The sequence below is a fragment of the Streptomyces sp. NRRL S-31 genome, assembly GCF_000718775.1.
Lineage (GTDB): Bacteria > Actinomycetota > Actinomycetes > Streptomycetales > Streptomycetaceae > Streptomyces.
This window is the reverse complement of the sequence record NZ_JOCB01000004.1, coordinates 111,676-133,303: the sequence shown is the minus strand read 5'-3', so window position 1 is coordinate 133,303 and position 21,628 is coordinate 111,676. Positions and strand designations below refer to the sequence as shown.

Below are 21,628 nucleotides of genomic sequence, written 5' to 3'. Positions count from 1 at the left end.
GTGCGGGGGGCGGCGGGGGCGGGGGCCGCGGGGGCCTCCCGCGCGGTCGCCGGGCCGGCCGGGAGCAGGGCGCCCACCAGCGCCGCCGCCAGCAGCGCCGTACCGCGTCTGACTGGTCCTGTGCTCATCCACGCCTCTTCTCGTTCGGGTCGAGCGGATCGCGTGCTGGGACGAGTGTGAGGGGCCTCGGTCGTACGGGAGTTGACCGCGGCCGACGGAAAGGCGCCCTGGCGGGTTCCCGCCGTTCCCGGCCGCGGCGCGCCCGGCGCGTTCGGCGCGTTCGGTGGGCGACAGCCGAAGCACCGTCCGTAACATAGGAGTTGTCACACGTCACCGCCGAGGGGGAGCGAGCGTCTGTATGGACGGGTTGGTCGAGTTCAGGACCGAGGACGGCGCGCTGGTCGTGGTGGAGGGCGTCGGCACCCGGTCGGGCGCCCGTCTGGTCTCGCGCGGCGACGGACCGGCGCAGGCCGCACGCACCTTCGAGGGCGCGCTGGACGGCGTACGGGCGGCGGCGGCAGCGGCGTTGCGGGTCTTCCGGGACGGCAGCCTGCGTCCCGACGCGGTGGAGATCGAGTTCGGCGTACGGCTGTCCGCGGAGGCCGGTGCCGTCATCGCCAAGGGATCGGCGGAGGGCCACCTGGTCGTCAAGCTCAGCTGGTCCCCGGAACGGACGCCGGGCGGACCGACCGCGCCGGAGCCGGTCGTACCCGAACCGGCAGTGTCACGACCGGTCGTACCGGAACCGGCCGTACCGCAGCCGTCCGTGCCGGACCGCACCGCCCCGGGCACGGAGCCCGCCGGCCGGTGATGCGCAGCGCCGCCTGGCACGCCCGGATCGCCTGCGGCGACGAGCTGGGGGCCGGCTTCCTGGTCACCGCCCGCCGGCTGCTCACCTGTGCCCACGTCGTCCGGCAGCGCGACCGGGCCGCGGTGACGGTCGCCTTCCCGCACGCCCGGGAGCTGGGCGAGCTGCCCGCCTCGGTGGTCGCCCACGGCGGGTGGGAGGGCGGCGTCACCGACCCCGGTGACGTGGCCGTCCTCGAACTGGAGCGGGACGTCCCGCTGGCCCCGGCCCGGTTCGCGGCACCCGAGGCCGCGTACACCGAGCCGTACCCCCGGCTGATCGCGTACGGCTTCCCCGAGGGCTACGACGAGGGCACGCTCGCCGAGTACCAGGCCGTCTCCGGGCAGTTGATCGCCGGCGAGTGGCTGGAGCTGGTGGCCTGGCACGGCCATGGACAGCCGATCGAGGAGGGGTTCAGCGGGGCGGCGGCGGCCCTGCCCGACGGCACGGTCGCCGGTATGGTCACCGCGGCCCTCGGGTCGTCGCCGGACGTGCGCAAGGGCCGGATGCTGCCGCTGGACGTCCTGGCGCGCCACTGGCCGGAGCTGGGCGAGCTGGTGCCCACCCCGGGCCACCGCGACGAGTCCCGCCGGCGGCTGTACGCCCTGCTGCGCCGGGCCGCGGCCGAGGCCCCCGGGGCGGGCGACCCGAACCGGATGTACGTGGACGCGGTCGGCGCCTTCGGTCCGCCGCTGCCCCCGGGCGGCTTCCCCTCCCTGTGGGCGGCCGCCGGTTACGCGCAGTGGGAGGTCCCGGACCCGGAGGCGGTGGACCGGTTCGCCGACCGGGTGGCCGAACTGCTGGACGTAACACCGGACTTATCGGCCCCGGCGGTGCCGGACGCGGCGGCCGTCCCGGTCCCGCCGGCCGCCCCGGCCTGGTCCCCGGTCGTCGTCGAGATCGACCACAGCGGCGCCGGTCCCGACCAGGTGACCGTGGAGGTGTCCGCGTACCGCGACGGACGGCGCCGGCCGGTGGGCGCCCGCCGGCTGCCGCGCACCGGGGTGCGGGCCTGGGTGCAGGGCCGTATCGACGAGGCCGTCGCCCACCTCGCCCCGGACGCCGACGAGCTGGTGACGTTCGTCCTGCCGCGCGAGTGGCTCAACGAGGCGGTGGCGCACTGGGAGTGCGGCGCGGACGACAGCACACCCCTGGGCTGTGCCTACCCCCTCGTGGTGACCGACCGGGCCCGCCACCACAGCGGCCGGCTCCGCCACCAGTTGCGCAAGAAGTGGCGGAAGCTGGACGCCGGGGGCGGGGTGGAGGTGCACCGCGTCGAGTGCGGCACCCGGGAGCGCCCGCCGAGCCTGCGCAAGCGGCTGTGGGAGGTCGACGCGGGGCTCGCGGGCTTCGCGGCCCCGCCCACGGCGGCCCGTCCGCACTTCGAGGTCGGGCTCACCGTGCCCGTGCCGGTCCTGCTGTGGCCGCGGACCGGCGCCCCCTGCGCGGTGCACGAGGAGGCGTCCTGCCCCGACACCGGGCGCGCGGACGCGCCGCCCTGTCCCGGCACGGCCTTCCTGGACCAGCTCGCCGTCTCCCTCGCCGGGGTGCCGCCCGCCGAACTGCCCCGGCACATCATGTCGTTGCGGATGACCGCGGACGCCGCCGACGAGCCCGACCGGCACTGGGCGAGGGATGTGCAGCTGCTCTGGGACGACCCGCGCTGCTTCCCCGAGACCACCGCGAGCCTGCACTCGCCCGTCGCCTGACCGACCGCACGACCGCCCCGCACGGAAGAGAAAGAGCCCATGCCCCTGTGGCCCGTCTACACCGGTACGACCGAGCCGCACGACGGCATCACCGAGCTGCCCGCGCCGCCGCCCTGGCGGGCCTTCGACGGCGGGCCGGTGCTCCCGGCGCCGGAGGCGGCCGCCGACGCCGCCGCCGTCTCCCCCGACCGCACCCACCGCGCCGAGACCTACCAGGCCACGCCGGAGACGGTCCAGCTGGTCAACGCGGCCCTGTATCTGCGGCGCCCGCTGCTGGTCACCGGCCCGCCCGGCACCGGCAAGTCCTCGCTGGTGTACGCGGTCGCCCGGGAGCTGCGGCTCGGCCCGGTGCTGCGCTGGAACGTCACCAGCCGCAGCACCCTGCACGACGGCCTCTACCAGTACGACCCGCTCTCCCGGCTGTACGCGGCCCGGCAGGAGGCCGCCGGGACGCACCGGACGGGCGGCGCGTCCGGCGCCGACGACGGGTCGGGCGTCGACGACGGGTCGGGCGTCGAGCACCACTTGCGCCTCGGCCCGCTGGGCACCGCCCTCCTGCCGTACGACCGTCCCCGCGCGCTGCTCATCGACGAGATCGACAAGAGCGACCTCGACCTGCCCAACGACCTGCTGAACGTGCTGGAGGAGGGCCAGTACGAGATCCCCGAGCTGGTGCGCGCCTCCCGGCTCGCCCCGGACGGCGTCGCCGAGGTGCTGGCCGACGGCACCGACGAGCGGGTCCCGGTGGTCCGCGGCCGGGTCCGCTGCCGGGCCTTCCCGTTCGTCGTCCTCACCAGCAACGGCGAGCGCGAGTTCCCGCCCGCCTTCCTGCGCCGCTGTGTCACGCTGCACCTGCGGCAGCCGGACGACCGGCACCTCGCCGAGATCGTCCGCGCCCACCTGGGCGAGCCCGACGACTACGCCCGGAGCCTGATCGACCGCTTCCTGACCCGGTCGGGCGTCGGCGACCTGGCCACCGACCAGCTCCTCAACGCGATCTACCTGGCCCGCTCCGCCGACCTGGACGCCGAGTCCCTCGACCAGCTGGCCGAACAGCTGATGCCGTACCTGGGGCAGAGCGCGCCGTCCGATGTCTTCTGACGCCGCCGGCTCCCCGGACCCGCTGGTCCGTCTGGCCGACGTGCTGGCCGAGGCGGCCCGGGGAGCCCGCCCGACCCCGCTGGAGCTGGCCGAAGTGCTGTGGCTGGCCCGGCGGATGAGCCCGGACGCCGGTGCCGGGCCCGCTGCCGGCGGCTCCGGCGCCACCGGCTCCGTCCCCGCCGGGCCGGACGTGCCGCGGCAGCCGCCGCCGTCCGCGCCATCACCTCCGTCGCCGCCGGCACCGCCGTCGCCGTCGGCCGGGCGGCCGCCGCCCCCGCCCGGGGAGCCGCGGGCGGAACCCGCCGCGCCGCCCTCCCGGGTGCCCCTGCACCTGCCCGCCCGCCGTCCCGCCCCGGCGGCGGACCGCCCGCACGCCGGGCTGCTGGCCCCGGCGCCCCCGATGCTGCGCCACCCGCTCGCCCTGCAACGCGCGCTGCGCCCGCTGGCCCGCCGCACCGACGCGCCCGTCGGCCATGAACTCGACGAGCGGGCGACCGCCGACCGCATCGCCCGGCTGGGCGCCGACCCCGCGTGGTGGCTGCCGGTGCTGCGCCCCGCCCGGGAACGGTGGCTGCGGCTGAACCTGGTGTACGACGCCGGCCCCACCATGCCGGTCTGGCGTCCCCTGGTCCGCGAACTGCACACGGTCCTGGCCCAGTCGGGCGCGTTCCGCACGGTCGGCCTGTACGCCGCCGCCGCGGACGGCACGGTGCGCGGCCCGGACGCGCTCGCCCCCGCCGACGGCCGTACCGTCACCCTCCTGATCAGTGACTGCATGGGTCCGCAGTGGCGGCAGGGCCCGGCCGGCACCCGCTGGTACGCCACCCTGCACCGCTGGGCGCGGCGGATGCCGCTGGCCGTCGTCCAGCCGCTGCCCGAGCACCTGTGGCGGGACACCGCCCTGCCCGCCGCCCCCGGCACCCTGTCCGCCCCGCACCCCGCGGCCCCCTCGGCGGCGCTCACGTTCACGCCGTACGAGCGGCCCGAGCGGCCCGGGCACCCCTTGGGCGGGGGCGGCGTCCCGCTCCCCGTGCTGGAGCCGGAGCCTCGCTGGCTGGCGCACTGGGCCGGGCTGCTGACCACCCCGGGCGGTGCCGAGTTCCCCGCCGCGGTCGCCGAGCTGGGCCGTCCGCTGCCGGCGGACGCCGAGGACCGTACCGACGTCGGCGCGCTGTCCGCCGAGGAGCTGGTGCTGCGGTTCCGCGCGACCGCCTCGCCCGAGGCGTTCCGGCTGGCCGGCCATCTCGCGCTGGGCCGCCCCGACCTGCCGGTCATGCGCCTGGTCCAGGCCGCGGTCGAACCGGACCCGCGCCCGCAGCACCTGGCCGAGGTGGTCCTCAGCGGCATGCTCGCCGCCGTACCGGGCGGCCCGCCCGGCTCCTACGCGTTCCGGGACGGCGTGCGCGAGCTGCTGCTGCTCGGACTGCCCCGCTCCGAGCGCCACCGCACCGCCGGACTGCTGAGCCGGATGGGCGAGTTCATCGACCGCAGCGCGGGCCGGGCACCGGGCGAGTTCCGCGTGTCGGTCCCGTCCGCGCGGGGCGCGGGGACGGCCGTGGAGGGCGATCCGTTCGCCACGGTCCGCGCGGACAGCGTGCGACGGCTCGGCGCGGACGGCGACGGCGGCCTGTTCGCGGGGCGGTACCGGCTGCTACGGCCGGTCGGGGCCATGGGCTGGTCCGCCGAGGACACGCACCGCGCGGACGCCCCCGTCGTGCTGCGCGGCTATCCGCCGGACCGGCCCCGCGCCGCCTTCGCCGACCTGTGCCGGCGGCTCGCCGAGGTGCGCCACCCCCGGATCGCACCGGTCCTGGACCACGGCTTCGAGAACGGCACGCCCTATCTGGTGCGGGAGTCCGTCACCGGCACGACGCTGCGGGAGCGCCGGGAGGAGACGGGCGGAGAGCTGCCCTCCGGGGAACTCCTCGCCCTGCTCCCGCGGCTGGCCGAGGCGGTCCTCGCGCTGTACGCGCAGGACGGACCGTGGGGCGTGCCGGACCCGCGCTCCGTCGTCCTCACCCCGGGCGGGCCGGTGCTGACCTGCCTCGACTCCGCGCCCCTGGTCCCCGGGGGCCGCGCGGCGGCCCTCCGGGCGCTCGGGGAGATCGTCCGCGGCCTGTACCGGGACCGCTCCGACGGCCTCGGCGCGACGCTGGACGCGGCCGTCGCCCGGCTCCTCTCCGGCGGCCCGGAGACCCAGCGGCAGGGCGCCGGAGCGCTGCTCGCCCTGGACGCGGACCCGGCCCCGCTCGGCGTGTCCCTGCTCGGCCCGCTGCGGGTCACCCGCGACGGCCGGCCGCTCGCCGTCACCGACCCCCACGACCAGGCCGTCCTGTGCATGCTGCTGCTGCGCGAGGGCCGGCCCGTCACCGAGGCGGAACTGTCCGCCGGGATCTCCGACCGGCCCGGGACCGGCTCCCCCTCCGCGGGTACGTGCCTCGACCGGCTCCGCCCGCTGCTCGGCCCGTATCTGCGCACCACCGGTGACGGTCACGCCCTGCGCCCCGACCGCCTCACCTCCCCCGACGCCGCCGGCCCGCCCGGCTCCCCCGGCGCCGACGCCGACGCCGACGCCGACGCCGTCGATGTATTCCGCTTCCGCCGGCTGGCCGCCGGGGCCGAACGGGCCCGGGCCGCCGGGGAGCCGGCCCGCGCCCGCGGCCTCGCCGCCGAGGCGGTGGAGCTGTGGCGCGGCGAGCCCCTGGCCGGTGTCCCGGGCCCGGCCGCCCGGGAGGTCCGGGAAGAACTGGAGGCCCTGCGCCGGGCCCTCGAAGCGCTCGCGGCGCCCCCGGCCGAACCCCCCGCCGACCGCCCCGAGATCCTCTTCACGGCCGACGGGCTGACCGGGCGGCCGGAAGCCCGCGTGACCCTGGAGGCCGCGGTGCACGAGATCCTCGCGCGCGGCTTCGTCAGCCCCCGCCGGTACGAGGTGGCCGTCCGCCCGGACGGCTATCTGGTGCGGACCGGGCCCGGTGCCTATCTGCTGCCCGTCCTCGCCGCCGTGCTGCGCGAACTCCCCCCGGCCCTCGCCCGGTTGAGTGATCCGCCGCGGCTCCGGGTGACGTTCGGGCAGCCGTCCGTCCGGCCCCCGGAGCCGGCCGCGGACGTCACGGTCGTCGTACCGCCCGCGCTGTACGACGAGTTCGCCGCCAGCTCCGCCGCCCAGCGCTCCCACCGCTTCCGGCCGCTCTTCCCCGACGGCTCCCCGGACAGCCCGCCGGCCGCCTGGTACTGCCTCCTCGGGCCGCGGGCCGCCGAGCCCGGCGAACGCGACCTGGTACGGGGCCCGTTCATCACGCCCGACCTGCGCGAGCTGGGCGTCCCCACGCCGGGCCGCACGGCCGTCGTGCACACCCGGGCCGGCGGCCCGCTCACCCTGCTCGACCCGATCCAGCCCTACGGCAAGCGGCCGGTCCGCCCGGAGACGTACTACTCGGTCGACCTCACCCCGCACGAGACCCGGCGGATCGTGTCCCTGCCCAGTTCCGGCAAGGGCGCGTTCACGGCCGCGGTGATGCTGTCCTGGCGGGTGGCCGACCCGGTCGCCTTCGTCCGCGGTGAGCGCACCGGTGTCCCCGGGCTGCTGCTGGAGCACCTGTGCGCCGCGGCGGCGCCGCTCACCCGCCGCCATCCGCTGCGCCGCGCGGGCGCCGCCCAGCGGGCGGTGAACACGGGCGTGACCGACTGGCCGGTGCCGGGGCTGGCGGTGTCGTACACCGTGCGGCTGGCCCCGGAGTGGGCGCCGGTGCCCGCGGCCGAGCCACCGGTGCCGTCCCGCCGGCGGCTGACCGCCCTCCTCGCCGACGCCGAGACGGTCCTGGTCGGCTTCGAGGGGCCGCTCGCCCGGCTGTTCACCGCGCACACCGCGCGGGAGGCGGTGCTCGACCTGCTGGCGGTCGTGAGCGAGCACCGCGATCCGCAGGACGCGCTGGCGGGCCGGTCGCTGCCCGTCGCGAGCGCCACCGGCCGGGAGGCGTTCGCCCATCCGCTGGACCTGCTGCGGGCCTTCGCGCACGACCGGCTCGGCCCCCTGCTGAGGACCCGCCTCGACGCCCTGGAGCTGCGGGCCGTGCCCGACGCGCCCACCACGCACCGCGCCCTGCCCCTGGTCCGCGCCGTGCACCACTCCGGCCGACGCGTCAGCGTGGTGACGGACGTGTCCACCCCGGCCGTGCACCGCTGTCTGGAGCCCCACCGCCTGCCTTTCGCGGGCGTCCACGGCCGCCGAGACGACCTCGGTCTGCTGACTCCGCACCCGGACTGCCTGCTGCGCGCCCTGGACGCCGTCGGCACCCCCGCCCGCGGCGGTGTGCTGATCAGCTCCTCGGTCGCCGAACTCACCGCCGCCCAACAGCTCGGCCTCCGCTTCATCGGCTACGCCCCCAACCCGGCCGGGCGCCGACGTCTGCGCGAGGAGGGCAGCGAGGTCACCGTCTCCTCCCTGGAACCGCTGCTGGAGGCCATCCGCACGGCCTGAGGCGGCCGACACTCCGGTACGGCCCGGGGAATACGCCCGTTCGGCGGCACCCCGCCCGGCCGTCCACAGCGGGCGTCCGCTCCCGGCCCCGCACAGGATGCCAGTGAGCCCGCCGAACAGGCGGGGCCCGCAAGGCCCGCGCACTCGGGAGGATCCGCCGTGACCGTCAGCCTGGAGCAGTTGCGCCGCTGCCACTTCGCCGTCGACCTGGGCGCGGCCCGCACCCGGGTGTACGTGCGGGGCGTCGGTCTGGTGGTGGACCAGCCCTCGGCCGCGGCCGTGAACACGCGCACCGGCGCGCTGATCGCCGTGGGCGAGTTCGCGGAGCGGATGACGGGACGCACCCCGGACTACATCAAGGTCGTACGGCCCGTCTCCGGTGGCACGGTGGTCGACATCGAGATGGCCCAGCGCATGCTGCGGCACCTGCTGGGCGACAAGACGCGCCGGATGCTGCGCCGCAAGCCACGGTTGCGGGCGGCGGCCTGCGCCCCGCACGCCGCCGATCCGCTGGCGCGGCGGGCGACGATCGAGACGCTGGCCGGACTGGGGGCGCGCCGGGTGGAGCTGGTGGACACGCTGATCGCCGCGGCGGTGGGGTGCGGGCTGCCGGTGGAGCGGCCCGAGGCCACCATGATCATGGTGTGCGGGGCGGCGGCCACCCAGGTCGCGGTGCTCTCGCTGGGCTCCTTCGTCGCCGCCGCGCGCGTTCCGGTGGGCGGCGAGGCCGTGGACCACGCGGTCGTGCAGCACCTGCGGCACCAGCACGCGCTGATGCTGCCCACCCAGTCGGTACGGCCGCTCCAGCTGGCCCTGTCCGGCAACGGGATCACCGAGCACGGCCCGGCGTCGGCGGAGATCCACGGCCGGGACGTGGTCACGGGGCTGGCCCGCAGTGTGCGGGTGGACACCGCCGCCGTGCGCGAGGCGATCCAGACGCCGCTGACGGCCGTCCTGGACGGCATCGGGCAGGTGCTGCGCGACTGCCCGCCCGATCTGGTGGCCGACCTCGCCGACCGCGGGATCACGATGGTCGGCGGCTCGGCGCTGCTGCCGGGGTTCGACCAGATGCTGCGGGAGGCCACCCGGATGCCGGTGCACATCGCCGAGCGCCCGGACATCTGCGCGGCCCAGGGCCTGGGCGCCATGCTGGAGGGCCGCATCGAACCGCTGGTCCTGAACCCCCTGGCCGCCTGACCCGGCGCGGCCCCGGCCGGCCGCCGCCGTGCCCGTGGCCCGCCGTGACCGCCGTCACCCGGGGCGGCGGCCCGGCTCGTCGGGGTCCCGCCGTCCCAGGTGGCAGCGGATGGTCGTGCCCTCGGGCCCGGTGTGCGTGCGCACCAGGTCCGCCAGCAGGTTGACCAGCAGCAGCCCGCGTCCGCCGCGCTGGTCGCGGGCGGCGGGGCGGCGGCCGGCCAGCGGGTCGGTGAGGCGGCCCCGGTCACGGACCTCGCACAGCACGGACCCGTCCTCGGGCCACACCGTGAGCGTGCCCGTCCCGCCGCCGTGGACCACGCTGTTGGTGGTCAGCTCCGCGGTGATCAGCGCCAGGTTCTCCAGGGCGAGGCCGGTCAGTCCCAGCCGGGCGCCGTGGTCGGTGGCCAGGTGCCGGACGGCGGACAGCGAGGCCGCGTCGAAGGCGGCGCCGAACGCCTGGGGACCGGCGTCGGGGGCGGGCGGCAGCGGCACGTTGTAGCGGGCGATGACGCCCTCGGGGTCGTAGGCCGCGCTGGTGCGCCCGGTGCCGGACCCGGCCGGGACGACGAGCGGGTGGGTGGCAGCCGCGTCGGCGAGCGCCCGCTCGTCCAGGCGGGCGGTGTCGTACGGGCACAGGATGGTGACCTCGCGGCCCTGGAACGCCACGTTGATCAGCGCCTCGTGCTGGGCGCAGGCCGGGTACTCGGCCGGGCGGCGGCCCGCCCAGACGGGCTCGCCGATGATCCGGACCCGCCGGCCGGGGGGCTGCCCGTCGGCGAAGGCGCGCAGCACGCCGGGGATGATCCGGCCGGGGTTGCGGCCGGCCTCCCGCATGTCCAGGAACCGCACGGCGGCGCCGTCCGCGCCCAGTTCGTCCCGGATCAGCCGCAGGTTCTCCCCCGGGACGGCGACCGCGACCGGTTCGTCCGCGGCCAGCGCCGCACGGACGAACGGCACCGTGCCGGCCAGGTACTCCCGCGCGTCACCGTAGAACAGCGCGGGATGCACGAACGGTTCCAGGGGTTCGACCACCCTGGTCATGACGACGACACCTCGATTCCCGGGAGACCGGGCCACAGCAGCTCCAGTACGCGCGGCAGGGAACGCGGCGGCCGGTCCAGCACCAGCCGGCCGCGGCCGCCGAGGCTCCGGGCGGCGTCCGCCAGCGCGCCGGCGCCCGCGACGTCGACGAAGGTCACCGCGGACAGCTCCAGGTGGTACACGTCCCCGCCGCCGCGGACGGCCCGCTCCAGCGCGCGCTCCCAGACATCGCGCGTGGACAGGCTCACCTCGCCCGCGGCCCGGAACCCGGTCCGCCCGGTCAGCGGGTACACGTCGAGCCGCGGCGCCGCGGGCGCCGGCCCGGATCCGCTCACGCCCTCTCCCAGCCGCACGGGTACACGTGTGCCCCGTATCCGTCCGCGCTCCCCTCGGCCCGCCGAATCAGTACGGCAGCACGCGTCCCGAGGGCGTCCTGCGGTCGATCTCCTGCCCGCGCGGGGCGGCGGGCCGCCGGCTGACACGTACCCGGATCCGACGGTCCATGACGACCTCCTCCTGACGGCGACGCCCGGCTCTGCCACACCGGTAGGAGGTCCGTGCCCAGGACGTGGCCGGTTCAAGCCTGGTCGGCGTCAAGTCGCGCGACCGGCGGGGCGGTTGCCACCGTCTCCGCACCGGATCAGGTACCGGGTGAGGACCGGGTCGAGCTGGGCGATCCAGTCGATGAGCCGGCCTCGCGGCGGGCGTTCGGCTCGCAGGAGTACACGCCGCCGTCCCGCAGTCCGACGACGAGCGTCAGGCGGTTGCCGCGCCGGGCGCGTTCGACGCGCGCGATCTCGTGCCACGGGAAGTCGGCCGCGGCGGCGCCCACTTGGAACAGCACGCCGGCCGCGTTGACGACCACGCCGGAGTCCGCGTCGGCGAGCACGACCCCCGGGGTGTCGTACGGCAGCGGCGGCCCGAAGCCGTAGGGGCCCGGCGACGGTGCCGCGGGCGGCGCGGGCGGAAGCGGGTGGGCGGCGGACTGTGCGGACACCGCCCGCGGGGGCGTCATCGCAGCGGGCGGCGCGGTGAACGCCCGTGGGGGCGTGGCGGGGGCCGGGGCGCGGTGAACACCCGTGGGGGCGCGGCGGGGGCCGGGGGCGCGGCGGCGGGCCACGAGGGTGGCACGGGCCGTGCGGGCGGCACGGGCGGTGCGGGTCGTGCGGGTCGTGCGGGTCGTGCGGGTCGTGCGGGCGGAACGGGGCCGGGCGGCACGGGTGTTCCGCCCGGAACCCCCTGACGGACGGTGGGCGGTCAGCGGGCGGCCCGCGGTGCCCGGCCCGCGAGGAAGGCCAGCGCCACGGCGGCCTCGCAGGCGATGCCGGTGGCGAGCACCTCCTCGTCGACGGCCATGCGGGACGAGTGCAGCGACGGCGCCTCGTGCGGGGCGAGGCCCGGCGGGCAGGCGCCGAGGAAGGCGAGGGCGCCGGGGACGGCCCGCAGCACGTAGGAGAAGTCCTCCGCCGTCATCGGCGTGGCCGGCATGACGTCCACCGCCCCGGTGCCGAGCGCGTTCCCGGCGGCGCGCAGGACGAGGTCGGTGAAGTCGGGGTCGTTGACGGTGACCGGGTAGCCGGGTGTGACGGTGGCCTCCGCCGTCGCGCCGTGCGCGGCGGCCACCCCGCCGGCGACCCGGGCGATGGTCTCGTGCAGCCGCCGCCGGGTCGGCTCGGACAGGGTGCGCAGGGTGCCGGCCAGTTCCGCGGTGTCCGGGATCACCCCGGCCGCGGTGCCGGCGGTCAGCCGGGTGACGCTGAGCACGGCGCTGTCGTCGGCGGCCACGCCACGGGTGACCGCCGTCTGGAGGGCGAGCACGATCTCGCAGGCCACCGGCACCGGGTCGCAGGTGGTGTGCGGTGCCGAGGCGTGCCCGCCGCGCCCCCGGACGAGGACCCGGAACCGATCGGAGGCGGCCATCTGCGGTCCCGGACGCAGCCGTACCGCGCCCGCCGGCAGGTTGGGCTGCACGTGCAGGGCGAAGGCGGCGTCGGCGGTGGCGCCGGACGCCTCCAGCACCCCCTCCTCGATCATGTGGCGGGCTCCGTGCTCGCCCTCCTCGCCGGGCTGGAACATGAACACCACGCGTCCGGGAAACCTCTCGCGCCGCGCGGCGAGCAGCCGCGCGGCACCGACCAGCATCGCCATGTGGACGTCGTGCCCGCAGGCGTGCATCAGCCCGGCGGTCCGCGAGGCGAACGGCAGTCCGGTGTCCTCGGTGACGGGCAGCGCGTCCATGTCGGCACGCAGCAGGATCGTCGGGCCGTCGGCCGCCCCGGTGAGGACCGCGGTCACCGAGGACAGGGCGCGGCCGGTGCGGATCTCCAGGCCGAGGCCGTCGAGCGCGTCCAGGACCAGGCGCTGGGTGGCCGGCAGGTCCAGGCCCAGTTCCGGGCCGCGGTGCAGGGCGCGGCGCAGGGCGACCGCTCCGGGTGCCAGCCGGCGTGCCTCCTCCAGCAGGGCCGGGCCGGCGGCGGCCTCCGGGGTCTCGGGGCGGGGGGCTTGGGACGCAGCGGTCATACGGCCGTTCTCCTTCCCGGGGCCCGGCCCCGGGGGCGCGGCCCGCGGCGGCGGACGAGGAGCTGGTGCTCCCCCCACCGTAGGGACGGCGGCGCCGGCCGGACAGTCCCGACCCACCGGTTCCGGCTTTTCGGGGCGGAGCCGTGCGCGACGGACAGCGGGGACGTCAGCCCCTCGCCCGGGCGCGACCGGTCAACCGCGCCTCGGCGCTCACCGCTCGACCGCGCGCGAGGTCTTCCGGCCGCAGTCGTAGAGGGTGAAGCTGCCGTCGGCGCGGCGGCCGTAGGCGGTGGGGCGGACCGGTGCGCAGTGGGACTTCACCCAGGTGGTGGCGGGCGTGGTGGGGCGCCGGGTGGTGAGCAGGGCGAAGCGGAGCTGATGGGTGGTGACGAGGGTGCCGAGCTGCCGGACGGTGGGGAAGGGGGTGTTGCCGGTGAAACCGCCCATGACGAGTATGGGCTCGGAGCCGGCCCGCAGCAGGGGCTCCGCCGAGTAGGCGGCCTGGGTGGCGAGCAGGTACTTCTCGCCGTGGCGGTGCGCGGTGAGGTAGTCGAGCAGGGCGCGGTCGCGGGTGCTGGGCTCGTCGAGCCCGATCCTGCGGACGGGGGCGCGGTGGTGGACGGCGTCGTGGTAAGCGCTGCCGACCGGGCCCGCCATCGGCGTGATGGGGGCGCCGGCGTAGGACGGGTCGAGACAGGCGACGGCCCAGCCGGCCGGTACGACCAGCATGGCCGCGATCCCGGCGGCCAGGGCGGTGTGCACCATGCGGCGGGGCGTGCGCGGCCCGCGGGTCCACAGGCCGAGCGCGCCGCACAGGGCGAGCATCACGGCGAGCGGCAGCAGCCAGGAGACGAACCGGGTCGGCCGGTCGAGCACCAGCGCCCACACGACCGTGAGCACGATCGCCGACGGCAGGGCCGCGCGCCGCGGACCGCGCGCCGCGTACTCGGACCAGAAGAGCGCGAGCCCGCCGCCGGTCAGCGCGGCGAGGGCCGGGGCGATGACGGCGGTGTAGTAGGCGTGGTTGCCGCTGGAGGTGCCGAACGCCACGACGTGCACGGCCAGCCAGCCGCTCCAGAGCAGGAAACCCGTGCGCAGCGGGTCGGTCCGCGGTCGCCGGGCACGCCATACGACGCCCAGCACCGCGGCGAGCACGGCGAGCGGCAGGAACCAGGCGACCTGCGGGCCGACCGTGTGGTTGACCAGCATCCCCCAGCCGGTGTTCGTGGTGGTGCGGCTGGCGGCGGTGCCCTGGACGGCGCCGAGCGTGCCGGAGTCGCCGGCGAAGCGGCTCAGGCCGTTGTAGGCGAAGACCAGGCTGAACGGGTTGTTGTCGGAGGTGCCGTCGACATAGGGGCGGTCGGCGGCGGGCGTCGCCCAGACGAGCAGTGTCCAGGAGCAGGAGACGGCCAGCGCGACCGCACCGCCGAGCAGGAGGCGCAGGGCCCGTTTCAAGGGAGTCCCGGGAGCGGCGAGTTGGTAGACGAGGGCGAAGGCCGGCAGCACCAGCCACGCTTGCAGCATCTTGGCCTGGAAACCGAGCCCGACCCAGACGCCGCAGGTGATCAACGGCAGCAGCCGCCCGGTGCGCACCGCCTTCTGCAGCGCTCCGGCGGCCAGCACCAGCAGCAGGGTGAGCGCGGTGTCCGGGAGGGTGGCCCGGTTGACGGCCACGGTGACCGGGGTGAGGGTGAGCGTCAGCGCGGCGAGCAGCGCGGCGAACGGCCCGGCCCAGGACCGTACGATCCCGTGCAGCAGCCAGACGGTGAGCACGCCCTCGACGACCTGCGGCAGCGCGACCGCCCAGGTGTACGGGCCGTAGTACCGGACGGCGGCGGCCTCGGGCCACAGGGCGCCGGGCAGCTTGTCGACGGTGATCGAACCGCTGGGGTCGAGGCTGCCGAAGAGGAAGGCGTGCCAGTTGGTGGCCATCGACCGGGCCGCCGCGCTGTAGAACGGGTGGATCGCGGCGTGTCCGATGCCCCATCCGTACAGCACCGCGGCGAGGACGAGCACCGCGAAGAGTGCCGGTTGCTCCCAGTGGGGGGCGGTCGCCGGCCAGCGGAAGCGACGGGTCGCCGCGGTGTGGAGACGGTTCAGGCCGGTGGGCCGGGCGGCCGGGATCGTGGCGATGGCGGTGGTCCTCGGATCGGCGGTGGAGCGGCTGGTCACAGACGGCGGGCGGAGGAGCGGCGGGTCACAGACGGCGGGCGGCCCGGAAGCCGCGGGCGTAGAAGTCGGTGCCGTCCAGCAGCGAGTGGCCCGACAGGTCGCCCATGGTCGGGCCGTTGGCGGCGGAGCGGCTGGAGTAGAAGCGGGGGCGGCCCCGGTCGTCGAGGCCCAGGTACATGCCGCAGTGGTCGATCAGCTTCGGCCGTTCCTTGATGATGCTGAAGAAGACGAGGTCGCCGGGTTGCAGGATGCTCAGGTCGGTGGGCGCCTCGCCGGTGACGGGGATCAGCAGGCGGCCGGGGCCGTGGGCGGCGATGGCGAAGGCGCGACGCGGCAGGCCGGCGCCCTCGGTATTGGTGCCGCGCAGGGGGATGCCCATGCGGTAGCCCCACACCAGCCGTTGGAAGCCGGAGCAGTCGACGTCGCCGTAGCGGGCCTTCTCCGGCAGCGCCCGCGTGCCGTCCGGGAAGGTCCAGGGGATGCCCAGGTAGTCGTAGAAGTCGGACCGTTCGCTGTGGTAGCCGAAGTCCAGGGGGTCGCTGACGCCGCGGTCGCGTGGGCCGTAGTGCGCGGTGCCCGCGTAGCGCACACCGGCGGCGTCGTGCTTGTCGGGCGCCCCGGCGCTGCTGTACTCGAACGCCACCGCGAACACGTCCGGGCTGGTGTCGCCCAGCGTCCTGGTGAACCAGCCCTTGAACCAGGCCGTCCTCTCCATGCCCCGTTGCCACTCGTGCGGCAGCACCCGGACCCAGACGTCCGTGGTCACCGTGGCGGTGGTGGTCCTCGGCTCGCTGAAGGTGCGGGTGGGACCGGTGAGTACGGCGGTGCGGGCGCCGTCGGTGAAGGTGGCGAGGGTGCCGCCGTCGGCGGCGCGGACCAGGGTGCGGTCGGGTGCGGACAGCCGCTCGAAGGTATGGCCGCTCCCGCCGGCCCGGCTCACCGGGCCGGCGCCCGCACCGGCGCGGTCGTCGCCGCCACCGCGCCCGAGGCGGTCCCAGGCACACCCGCCGGCGATCCCGGCGGCGGCCACTGACGCGATCGTCCCGAGCACGGCCCGGCGCGTCGCGCGGCCGGGCCGGTGACCAGCTTCGTCGTACATGATGCCGGGCTCCTGAGGGTGAGGGGGGAGGCGGACGCCGGTGGTTCAGCCGGTGGGCAGGGCGCCGAGCAGCAGCCCGGCGACCAGCACCACGTACGTGACCAGGGTCACCGCCGTGGTCGAGATGAGGGTGGCCGCGGGGGGCTGGCGGACCAGTTGGTAGGAGATCAGCCCGGGCACGATGAAGCCGACCGTCTGGGACGTGTACAGCAGCGGGAACTCGTGGCTGAGGGCGAGCGTGAGAGTGGTCTGCGTCATCACCGCGCACAGCACCACCGCGGCGAACAGCCTCTTGCCGTAGAGGATCACATTGCGTTGCAGGACCTTCGTCAGGAGGAACGTGAACAGGGAGACGCCGACCGTCAGCACGGCCATCTGGACGTCGGTGACGAGCATGAGGGCGACCCAGCCCGGCGTGATCATCCCGCCGGGCGAGAGATTGGTGGTCAGGTAGCAGACGAGCGAGAAGACCAGCCCGAGGGCGATCCCGAGCGCGGCCGTCTGTGCGGTCAGGTGGGCGGGGATCACTTAAGGGTTCCTCGTGGACTCGTACGGATTCTGCGGCTCCCGGACCCCGTCGGGCACGGCGGCGGGCACCTCCTCGGAGTCGTCCGGCCGCAACCGGGCGAGACACTCCAGGAGCCGCTCGCCCTGGCCGTGGATGTTCCCGATCGCCACCAGCGACGAGGCCAGGCCGAGTTCCGCGAGGATCGCCTTGGTCAGCTCCTCGGGATCGCGGCGGTCACCGCCGAGGTCCACCACCAGCCCGGTGAAGCCGGCCGGGATGGCGTCCTGGGCGCTCTTGGTCGGGTGGCCGATCAGGAAGACCGTCTCGGGGGCGAGTTCGGAGAGGAGCGCTCCCATCTGGCCGTTGCGCTCCACCCGGTCCGGGCGGCAGTTGACGACCACGCTGAGCGGCCGTCCGATCGCGCCGAGGTCCTCCAGCCGCTCGACGTTCATCAGTGTCGACTCGGGGTCGTTGGCGGCGAAGACGTTGGCGAACCGCAGCCGCTTGCCCTCGGGGGTCACGTAGCGTTCCACCGACAGCACACCCGGGTCGGGCGGCGCGTCCCACATGCCGCGCAGGGCGGTCTGCCGGTGCACGCCGAGCAGTTCGGCGACGGCGAGCGCGATCGCCACGTTCTCCTTGAAGGTGAACCAGCCGAAACCGCGCAGCTCGGCGTCGGTCACCGACTCCGGATCGACCACGACCAGACGGCAGTTCCGCTTGTCCGCCTCCTCCTGGAGGATGTGCAGCCGGTCCTGCTCCGCCGTCACGCACACCCCGCCCACCGGCATCGAGCGGGAGAGCGAGCGGGCCACGTCGTCCAGCGTCGGGCCCATCTCCTCCAGGTGGTCCTCGCGGACGTTGCACAGCACGCCGATGGTGGAGCGGACCAGCTTCTCCTGGTTGACCTCCTGCAACGCCGGTGTCACCGCCATGCACTCGATCACCAGCGCGTCCGGCCAGTAGGCCGCCGCGCGTCGCACGATGCCGATCTGCTCGACGAGGTTGGAGAGGCCGAACTTACGGTACACGGGCTCCTCGGTGGCGTCGGGATGGATGAACCGGGCCGCGGTACCGGTGGTCTTGGCCACCGTGACCAGGCCGCCGCCGCGCAGCGCGCCCGCGCACAGCCGGGTGATCGAACTCTTGCCGCGGATGCCGTTGACCAGCACGCGCGTCGGTATCTGCTCCAGCGCTGCGAAGTGCCGCCGCTGCTCCAGGACTCCGGCGACCAGGAGCGCCGCGCAGCACAGCAGGAGCACGACGTAGAGGAAGAGCACGCCGATTCCGCCTTTTCACCACGGGGTTCTGTTCTCGTACCGCGACTGGGAGGGGATCACGGCGCGGCCGTATCCGCCCGCCCGGCCGCGTTGCGCCAGGGCCTGGCGGATCAGTTCCAGGCTGCGTGCGACCGAGCCGACCTCGTCGTGGAAGACCGGGTACAGCACCGTGCGGCGGTCGCCGCCGGCAAGCCGCTCGGCGGCCAGGGCGACCGCGCGCAGCGGCCGGATCACCACGACGTACAGCCAGCCCAGGCAGGCCGCTCCCACCGTGAGGCCGAGGATACCGACGGCCATGGTGCGTTGCCGGGCCTGTGTCGCGGGGAGCCGGAGTGCCGCCGCCGGCTCCGCGGTCACCACGTGCCAGCCGAGGCGGGCCGCCGGTCCGCTCTGCGCCACCGGCGCGGCGGCGTCGACGGACGGGCCGGCGGACGAGGCGAGCACCGCCGAGTTCGCGCTGCCCACGGTGCCCGGGGCACCGCGGGTGGCGCGGGCCAGGCCGGTCAGGCCGGTGTCGGGCAGCGCCTGGAAGGCGCGGTAGCCGACGCTCGCCGCCAGCACCTTGTCGTCGCCGTCCGTCATCCAGACGCTGCCCAGTTTCGGCCTGGCCAGCAGGGAGTTGAGCACGTTCACGTCGACCTCGCCGAAGAGGACCGCCCCGGCCGGCGCGGCCCGGCCGGCGCCGGCCGGGACCCGGGCGTAGGCGACGATCGCCGGGATGCGTCCCGAAGTGTTGACGGTGGCGATCCCGCTGCCGCCGGGCACGTGGACGCTGGTGCGCAGCGGTGTGTCACCCACCCGCAGCGTGATGTCGCCGGAGCTGTTCAGGAGGTACAGCGAGCGGTACGTCCCGCGGTCGGCGAGAGCGCGCCGCAGCACCTCGGTCCGGGCGGCACGGCTCTTCCCCGCGAGCCTGGCGGCCAGCTCGCCCACGTCGGTGTACGACTGGTCGAGCGACCGACGGATCCGGTTCGACACGATCTCGGTGCGCGCCTGCTGGTCGGCGACGACGGCGGCCGGGACCGCGGTCGCGGTGTCCACCCGGTTCAGCAGGAAGATCATCGGCACCGACCAGCCGGCGAGCAGCAGCACGGCGGCCACGGTCAGTGTCCTGTAGCCCGGTCCGCGAGGCGCCGGGAGGCTCTGCGGGCCGCTCTCGCCGAGCAGTTGCCGGCGCAGCGACTCCAGCGCCCGCCCGACCCGGGCCGACTCCCCGAAGCCGTCCACCGGGACCGGCCGCGCCAGCTCCTCGAACGCGCCGGGCCAGCGCCCGGCCGCGCCCCGGGCCAGGCGGCCCGCGGACAGGTACAGCCGCAGCAGCGGCCGCTGCACGGTGCGCCGCAGTACCCATCCGAGCAGCAGCGCGAGGCCGGTCAGCGCCCCCGCGGCCGTCAGCGCGACGCGCGTGTAGTCGGCGGAGGCGGTGGCGGTGGGCACCGCGCGGGAGGTGAGCACCGTCAGGCCGAGGCCATCGGTGTCGCCGCGGCCGGTCGCGGCGGCGACCTGGGCCCAGCCGACCACGGTGCGTTCGCCGCCCGGATCGGTGCGGGGCAGGCTCGCGGAGGCGTCGATCCGGTGTCCCGGCCTCTTCGCCGCGCGGGCCACCGCCGCGGGCAGACCGCTGTCGGCCGCGGCCGGCGACGCCGTGCCGCGGGCGGCCCGGCCGAGCACATGGCCGACGGCGTCGAGCATTTCGGCGCTGCGTCCGTCGCCGTAGGCCGTGAGGGCGGGGAGCGCACCGGAGACCACCAGCAGCCACTGCCGCTCGCTCCGGCTGCGGACCTCGGCCTGGTCCTCGTTGGCGTCCACACCCGGCGGGGCGAACCTGACCTTCGCGAAGTACAGCAGCCGCCGCTCGCCGCCCGAGGTCACCAGCCGCGGCGGGATCGCGCCGTGACCGGACGCCAGCGCTGTGACGTCCACCCCGGTCAGCGGTACCGGCTCGCCGTCGGCCGCCAGCGGACGGCCGGTGCGCGAGTCGAGCAGCGCACTGCCGAGGGCCTGCTTCCGGGCGGAGGCCAGCGCCTTGAGCACGGTCGTGGGAGTCGCCTCGCCGGTCGCCGTGTACGCCTCGACGGTGCGGCGCACCGTGCCCGCCTCGGCGCCGATGGAGGTGCCCACCGACAGCGCGGTGTCCGCGGCGATCTGCCGCTCCCCGTCCACCACGGCCTGCGGCACCCGCTCGGCGCGGATACCGCCGACGGCGACCGCGGTCACGGCGGCGATCACCGGCAGCAGCGCGATGAGCGAGGCGATCGGCGGGCGTACCCCGCCGAGCAGCGGCATGTCGGCGCGTCGGCGGGTTCGAGGCCGGTGCGGCGCTCGTATATCGGTGGGCAGGGCAGCAAACCCTCTCGCATCAGGCGCCCCTGAGCGCCGGAACGGTCGTCGCACACTTTAGCCGCGCAAGATCAGAGGTCAATCACACCTCGGATCTCGGCCCTCGCCGAAGTCCCGCAGCCGTCGGACGACTTCATCACGGACGCGGACGACGCCTTCAACCCGTGGCACGGGGAGCGGCAGAGCCGCACGCTCGTCGACCGGTCAGGAAAGGCGCGCGCGGAGCGCAACGAGGTCGTCCGCGAGCGGGGGCCTGCGGGGTCCCTTCGTCGTGGCCGGGGCCCGCCCGCCGGGGTGATCGCCGGGCGGGCGGAGAGGCGTCTCCAGGGCCGTCCGGGCGGCGTCCGCGCGGCGCGCGGGATGGGGCGGGCAAACGGTCCCGGGCCGGTCGAGCGGCCCCCTCGGCGTGGCAAGGGAACCGGCTCCGCCGCAGGTGAAAACGTTCCTGCGCCGAAGCCCTTCGGTGGGGCGGGTGGGACTCGAACCCACGGCCGACGGATTATGAGTCCGCTGCTCTAACCGGCTGAGCTACCGCCCCATAGCGGCGTGTCGCGTACATGTGTGCGCGCCGTCTGCCGCAGCATAGCCGCTCATACGATCTCCTGCTTCGGATGGTCGGCCGCCGTGCTGCTCATGACCTCGAGGACATCCCCGCAGGCGCGGCGGTTCCCGGGCACATGAAAAAGGACCCCGGAGGGGTCCTCGTTCAGCGCTCCCCCGACTGGACTCGAACCAGTAACCTGCCGGTTAACAGCCGGCTGCTCTGCCAATTGAGCTACGGAGGACCGAAGCTCCCCCGACTGGACTCGAACCAGTAACCTGCCGGTTAACAGCCGGCTGCTCTGCCAATTGAGCTACGGAGGATCGCCTCGTTGCATCGAACGCACCTACCTGGGTATTCGCCAGGGGGCGGGCGCTCGCTGCGACACATACATTAGCGCAAGCAGGGGGGTGCTCCGCCAATCGGTATCCCCCGGCGCCAGCGCCGCACCAGAGACTCACGCATCGGGAAGGGTGGCAGCCATGCGCTACCGGCTCACGTTCCTCGCCGGACTGGCCCTCGGTTACGTACTCGGCACGAGGGCCGGACGCGAGCGCTACGAGCAGCTGAAGAAGTCGGCCCGGCAGATCGCCCAGAACCCGGCGGTGCGCAACACCGCCGAGACCGCCGCCCAGCAGGGCCGCACCTACGCGGGCAAGGCCCTCCACACGGTCGGCGACAAGGTCGGCGACCGGGTCCCCGCGTCCGTGGCCCAGCGGGTCCGCTCCCTGCGGGAGCGCAACGTGGGCGGCGCGGCCGACGACGACTGGGGCACCAGCAACACCTGAGGGACCCC

The 21,628-nt window shown here is 75.8% G+C and carries 15 protein-coding genes and 3 tRNA genes; 6 read left to right on the top strand and 12 right to left on the bottom strand.

From position 1 onward, the window contains the following. Window positions 1–358: 358 nt before the first annotated feature. The 5 genes from IF37_RS0103410 to IF37_RS0103390 all read left to right on the top strand — a co-directional run bounded on the left by IF37_RS0103410 (window position 359) and on the right by IF37_RS0103390 (window position 9,331). Entirely contained in the window at window positions 359–811 is a 453-nt protein-coding gene (locus tag IF37_RS0103410; RefSeq protein WP_030735813.1) for a CU044_2847 family protein, read from the top strand. Beyond that, window positions 811–2,556: a trypsin-like peptidase domain-containing protein gene (locus IF37_RS0103405; protein ID WP_030735810.1), complete on the top strand. Its 1,746-nt coding sequence runs from the start codon at window positions 811–813 to the stop codon at window positions 2,554–2,556. The genes IF37_RS0103410 and IF37_RS0103405 overlap by 1 nt, the downstream gene beginning before the upstream one ends. Before the next feature lie 39 nt (window positions 2,557–2,595). Next, entirely contained in the window at window positions 2,596–3,657 is a 1,062-nt protein-coding gene (locus IF37_RS0103400; protein ID WP_030735807.1) for a MoxR family ATPase, read from the top strand. Beyond that, window positions 3,647–8,134 (top strand): SAV_2336 N-terminal domain-related protein, encoded by a 4,488-nt coding sequence (locus IF37_RS45465; RefSeq protein WP_052844957.1) that lies wholly within the window; start codon window positions 3,647–3,649, stop codon window positions 8,132–8,134. Before IF37_RS0103400 ends, IF37_RS45465 begins: the two co-directional genes overlap by 11 nt. 159 nt (window positions 8,135–8,293) lie before the next feature. Continuing rightward, on the top strand, window positions 8,294–9,331 hold the full coding sequence (locus IF37_RS0103390; protein WP_030735801.1) for a rod shape-determining protein: 1,038 nt from the start codon (window positions 8,294–8,296) through the stop codon (window positions 9,329–9,331). Between the two features lie 54 nt (window positions 9,332–9,385). Here IF37_RS0103390 and IF37_RS0103385 read toward each other — a convergent pair whose 3' ends face one another. The 12 genes from IF37_RS0103385 to IF37_RS0103325 all read right to left on the bottom strand — a co-directional run bounded on the left by IF37_RS0103385 (window position 9,386) and on the right by IF37_RS0103325 (window position 21,155). Further along, window positions 9,386–10,372 (bottom strand): anti-sigma factor RsbA family regulatory protein, encoded by a 987-nt coding sequence (locus IF37_RS0103385; RefSeq protein ID WP_052844956.1) that lies wholly within the window; start codon window positions 10,370–10,372, stop codon window positions 9,386–9,388. Beyond that, complete coding sequence (locus tag IF37_RS0103380) at window positions 10,369–10,707, bottom strand: STAS domain-containing protein (protein WP_030735797.1); 339 nt, start codon at window positions 10,705–10,707, stop codon at window positions 10,369–10,371. The genes IF37_RS0103385 and IF37_RS0103380 overlap by 4 nt, the downstream gene beginning before the upstream one ends. Before the next feature lie 305 nt (window positions 10,708–11,012). Next, a complete protein-coding gene (locus IF37_RS38985; protein WP_030735794.1) occupies window positions 11,013–11,369 on the bottom strand; it encodes a hypothetical protein in 357 nt (118 codons plus the stop codon). A 260-nt stretch (window positions 11,370–11,629) separates the two neighbouring features. Further along, the gene (locus IF37_RS0103365) at window positions 11,630–12,892 is read right to left on the bottom strand and encodes a M20 family metallopeptidase (protein WP_030735792.1); all 1,263 of its coding nucleotides are present in this window, start codon (window positions 12,890–12,892) and stop codon (window positions 11,630–11,632) included. Window positions 12,893–13,102: 210 nt separating this feature from the next. Then, window positions 13,103–15,064, bottom strand: coding sequence for a glycosyltransferase family 39 protein (locus IF37_RS0103360; protein ID WP_253915630.1), 1,962 nt, complete (start codon window positions 15,062–15,064; stop codon window positions 13,103–13,105). Between the two features lie 25 nt (window positions 15,065–15,089). Then, window positions 15,090–16,163, bottom strand: a complete 1,074-nt coding sequence (locus IF37_RS0103355; RefSeq protein WP_030735788.1) for an NlpC/P60 family protein — start codon at window positions 16,161–16,163, stop codon at window positions 15,090–15,092. Between the two features lie 45 nt (window positions 16,164–16,208). Continuing rightward, window positions 16,209–16,691 carry a poly-gamma-glutamate biosynthesis protein PgsC/CapC gene (locus IF37_RS0103350; protein WP_030735786.1) on the bottom strand — a complete coding sequence of 161 codons (483 nt, stop codon included), beginning with the start codon at window positions 16,689–16,691 and terminating at the stop codon, window positions 16,209–16,211. Then, complete coding sequence (gene pgsB / locus IF37_RS0103345; RefSeq protein WP_079165529.1) at window positions 16,692–17,951, bottom strand: poly-gamma-glutamate synthase PgsB; 1,260 nt, start codon at window positions 17,949–17,951, stop codon at window positions 16,692–16,694. It abuts the gene before it with no gap. A gap of 15 nt (window positions 17,952–17,966) precedes the next feature. Next, on the bottom strand, window positions 17,967–20,237 hold the full coding sequence (locus IF37_RS0103340; RefSeq protein ID WP_030735781.1) for a HAMP domain-containing protein: 2,271 nt from the start codon (window positions 20,235–20,237) through the stop codon (window positions 17,967–17,969). Window positions 20,238–20,755: 518 nt separating this feature from the next. Further along, window positions 20,756–20,829 (bottom strand) — tRNA-Ile (locus IF37_RS0103335). Window positions 20,830–21,003: 174 nt separating this feature from the next. Beyond that, window positions 21,004–21,076: transfer RNA gene (locus tag IF37_RS0103330), tRNA-Asn, on the bottom strand. 6 nt (window positions 21,077–21,082) lie between these two features. Continuing rightward, window positions 21,083–21,155 (bottom strand) — tRNA-Asn (locus IF37_RS0103325). A gap of 159 nt (window positions 21,156–21,314) precedes the next feature. Between IF37_RS0103325 and IF37_RS0103320 the strand changes: the two genes are divergently transcribed. After that, a complete protein-coding gene (locus tag IF37_RS0103320; RefSeq protein ID WP_030735778.1) occupies window positions 21,315–21,620 on the top strand; it encodes a hypothetical protein in 306 nt (101 codons plus the stop codon). The last annotated feature ends 8 nt before the right edge of the window (window positions 21,621–21,628 follow it).

Coding starts and splice junctions, on each gene's coding strand:
- IF37_RS0103405 (WP_030735810.1), top strand. CDS start 811: ATGCGCAGCGCCGCCTGGCACGCCCGGATCGCCTGCGGCGACGAGCTG.
- IF37_RS0103365 (WP_030735792.1), bottom strand. CDS start 12,892: ATGACCGCTGCGTCCCAAGCCCCCCGCCCCGAGACCCCGGAGGCCGCC.
- IF37_RS0103320 (WP_030735778.1), top strand. CDS start 21,315: ATGCGCTACCGGCTCACGTTCCTCGCCGGACTGGCCCTCGGTTACGTA.
- IF37_RS0103355 (WP_030735788.1), bottom strand. CDS start 16,163: ATGTACGACGAAGCTGGTCACCGGCCCGGCCGCGCGACGCGCCGGGCC.
- IF37_RS0103400 (WP_030735807.1), top strand. CDS start 2,596: ATGCCCCTGTGGCCCGTCTACACCGGTACGACCGAGCCGCACGACGGC.
- IF37_RS0103410 (WP_030735813.1), top strand. CDS start 359: ATGGACGGGTTGGTCGAGTTCAGGACCGAGGACGGCGCGCTGGTCGTG.
- IF37_RS0103385 (WP_052844956.1), bottom strand. CDS start 10,372: ATGACCAGGGTGGTCGAACCCCTGGAACCGTTCGTGCATCCCGCGCTG.
- IF37_RS45465 (WP_052844957.1), top strand. CDS start 3,647: ATGTCTTCTGACGCCGCCGGCTCCCCGGACCCGCTGGTCCGTCTGGCC.
- IF37_RS0103340 (WP_030735781.1), bottom strand. CDS start 20,237: ATGCCGCTGCTCGGCGGGGTACGCCCGCCGATCGCCTCGCTCATCGCG.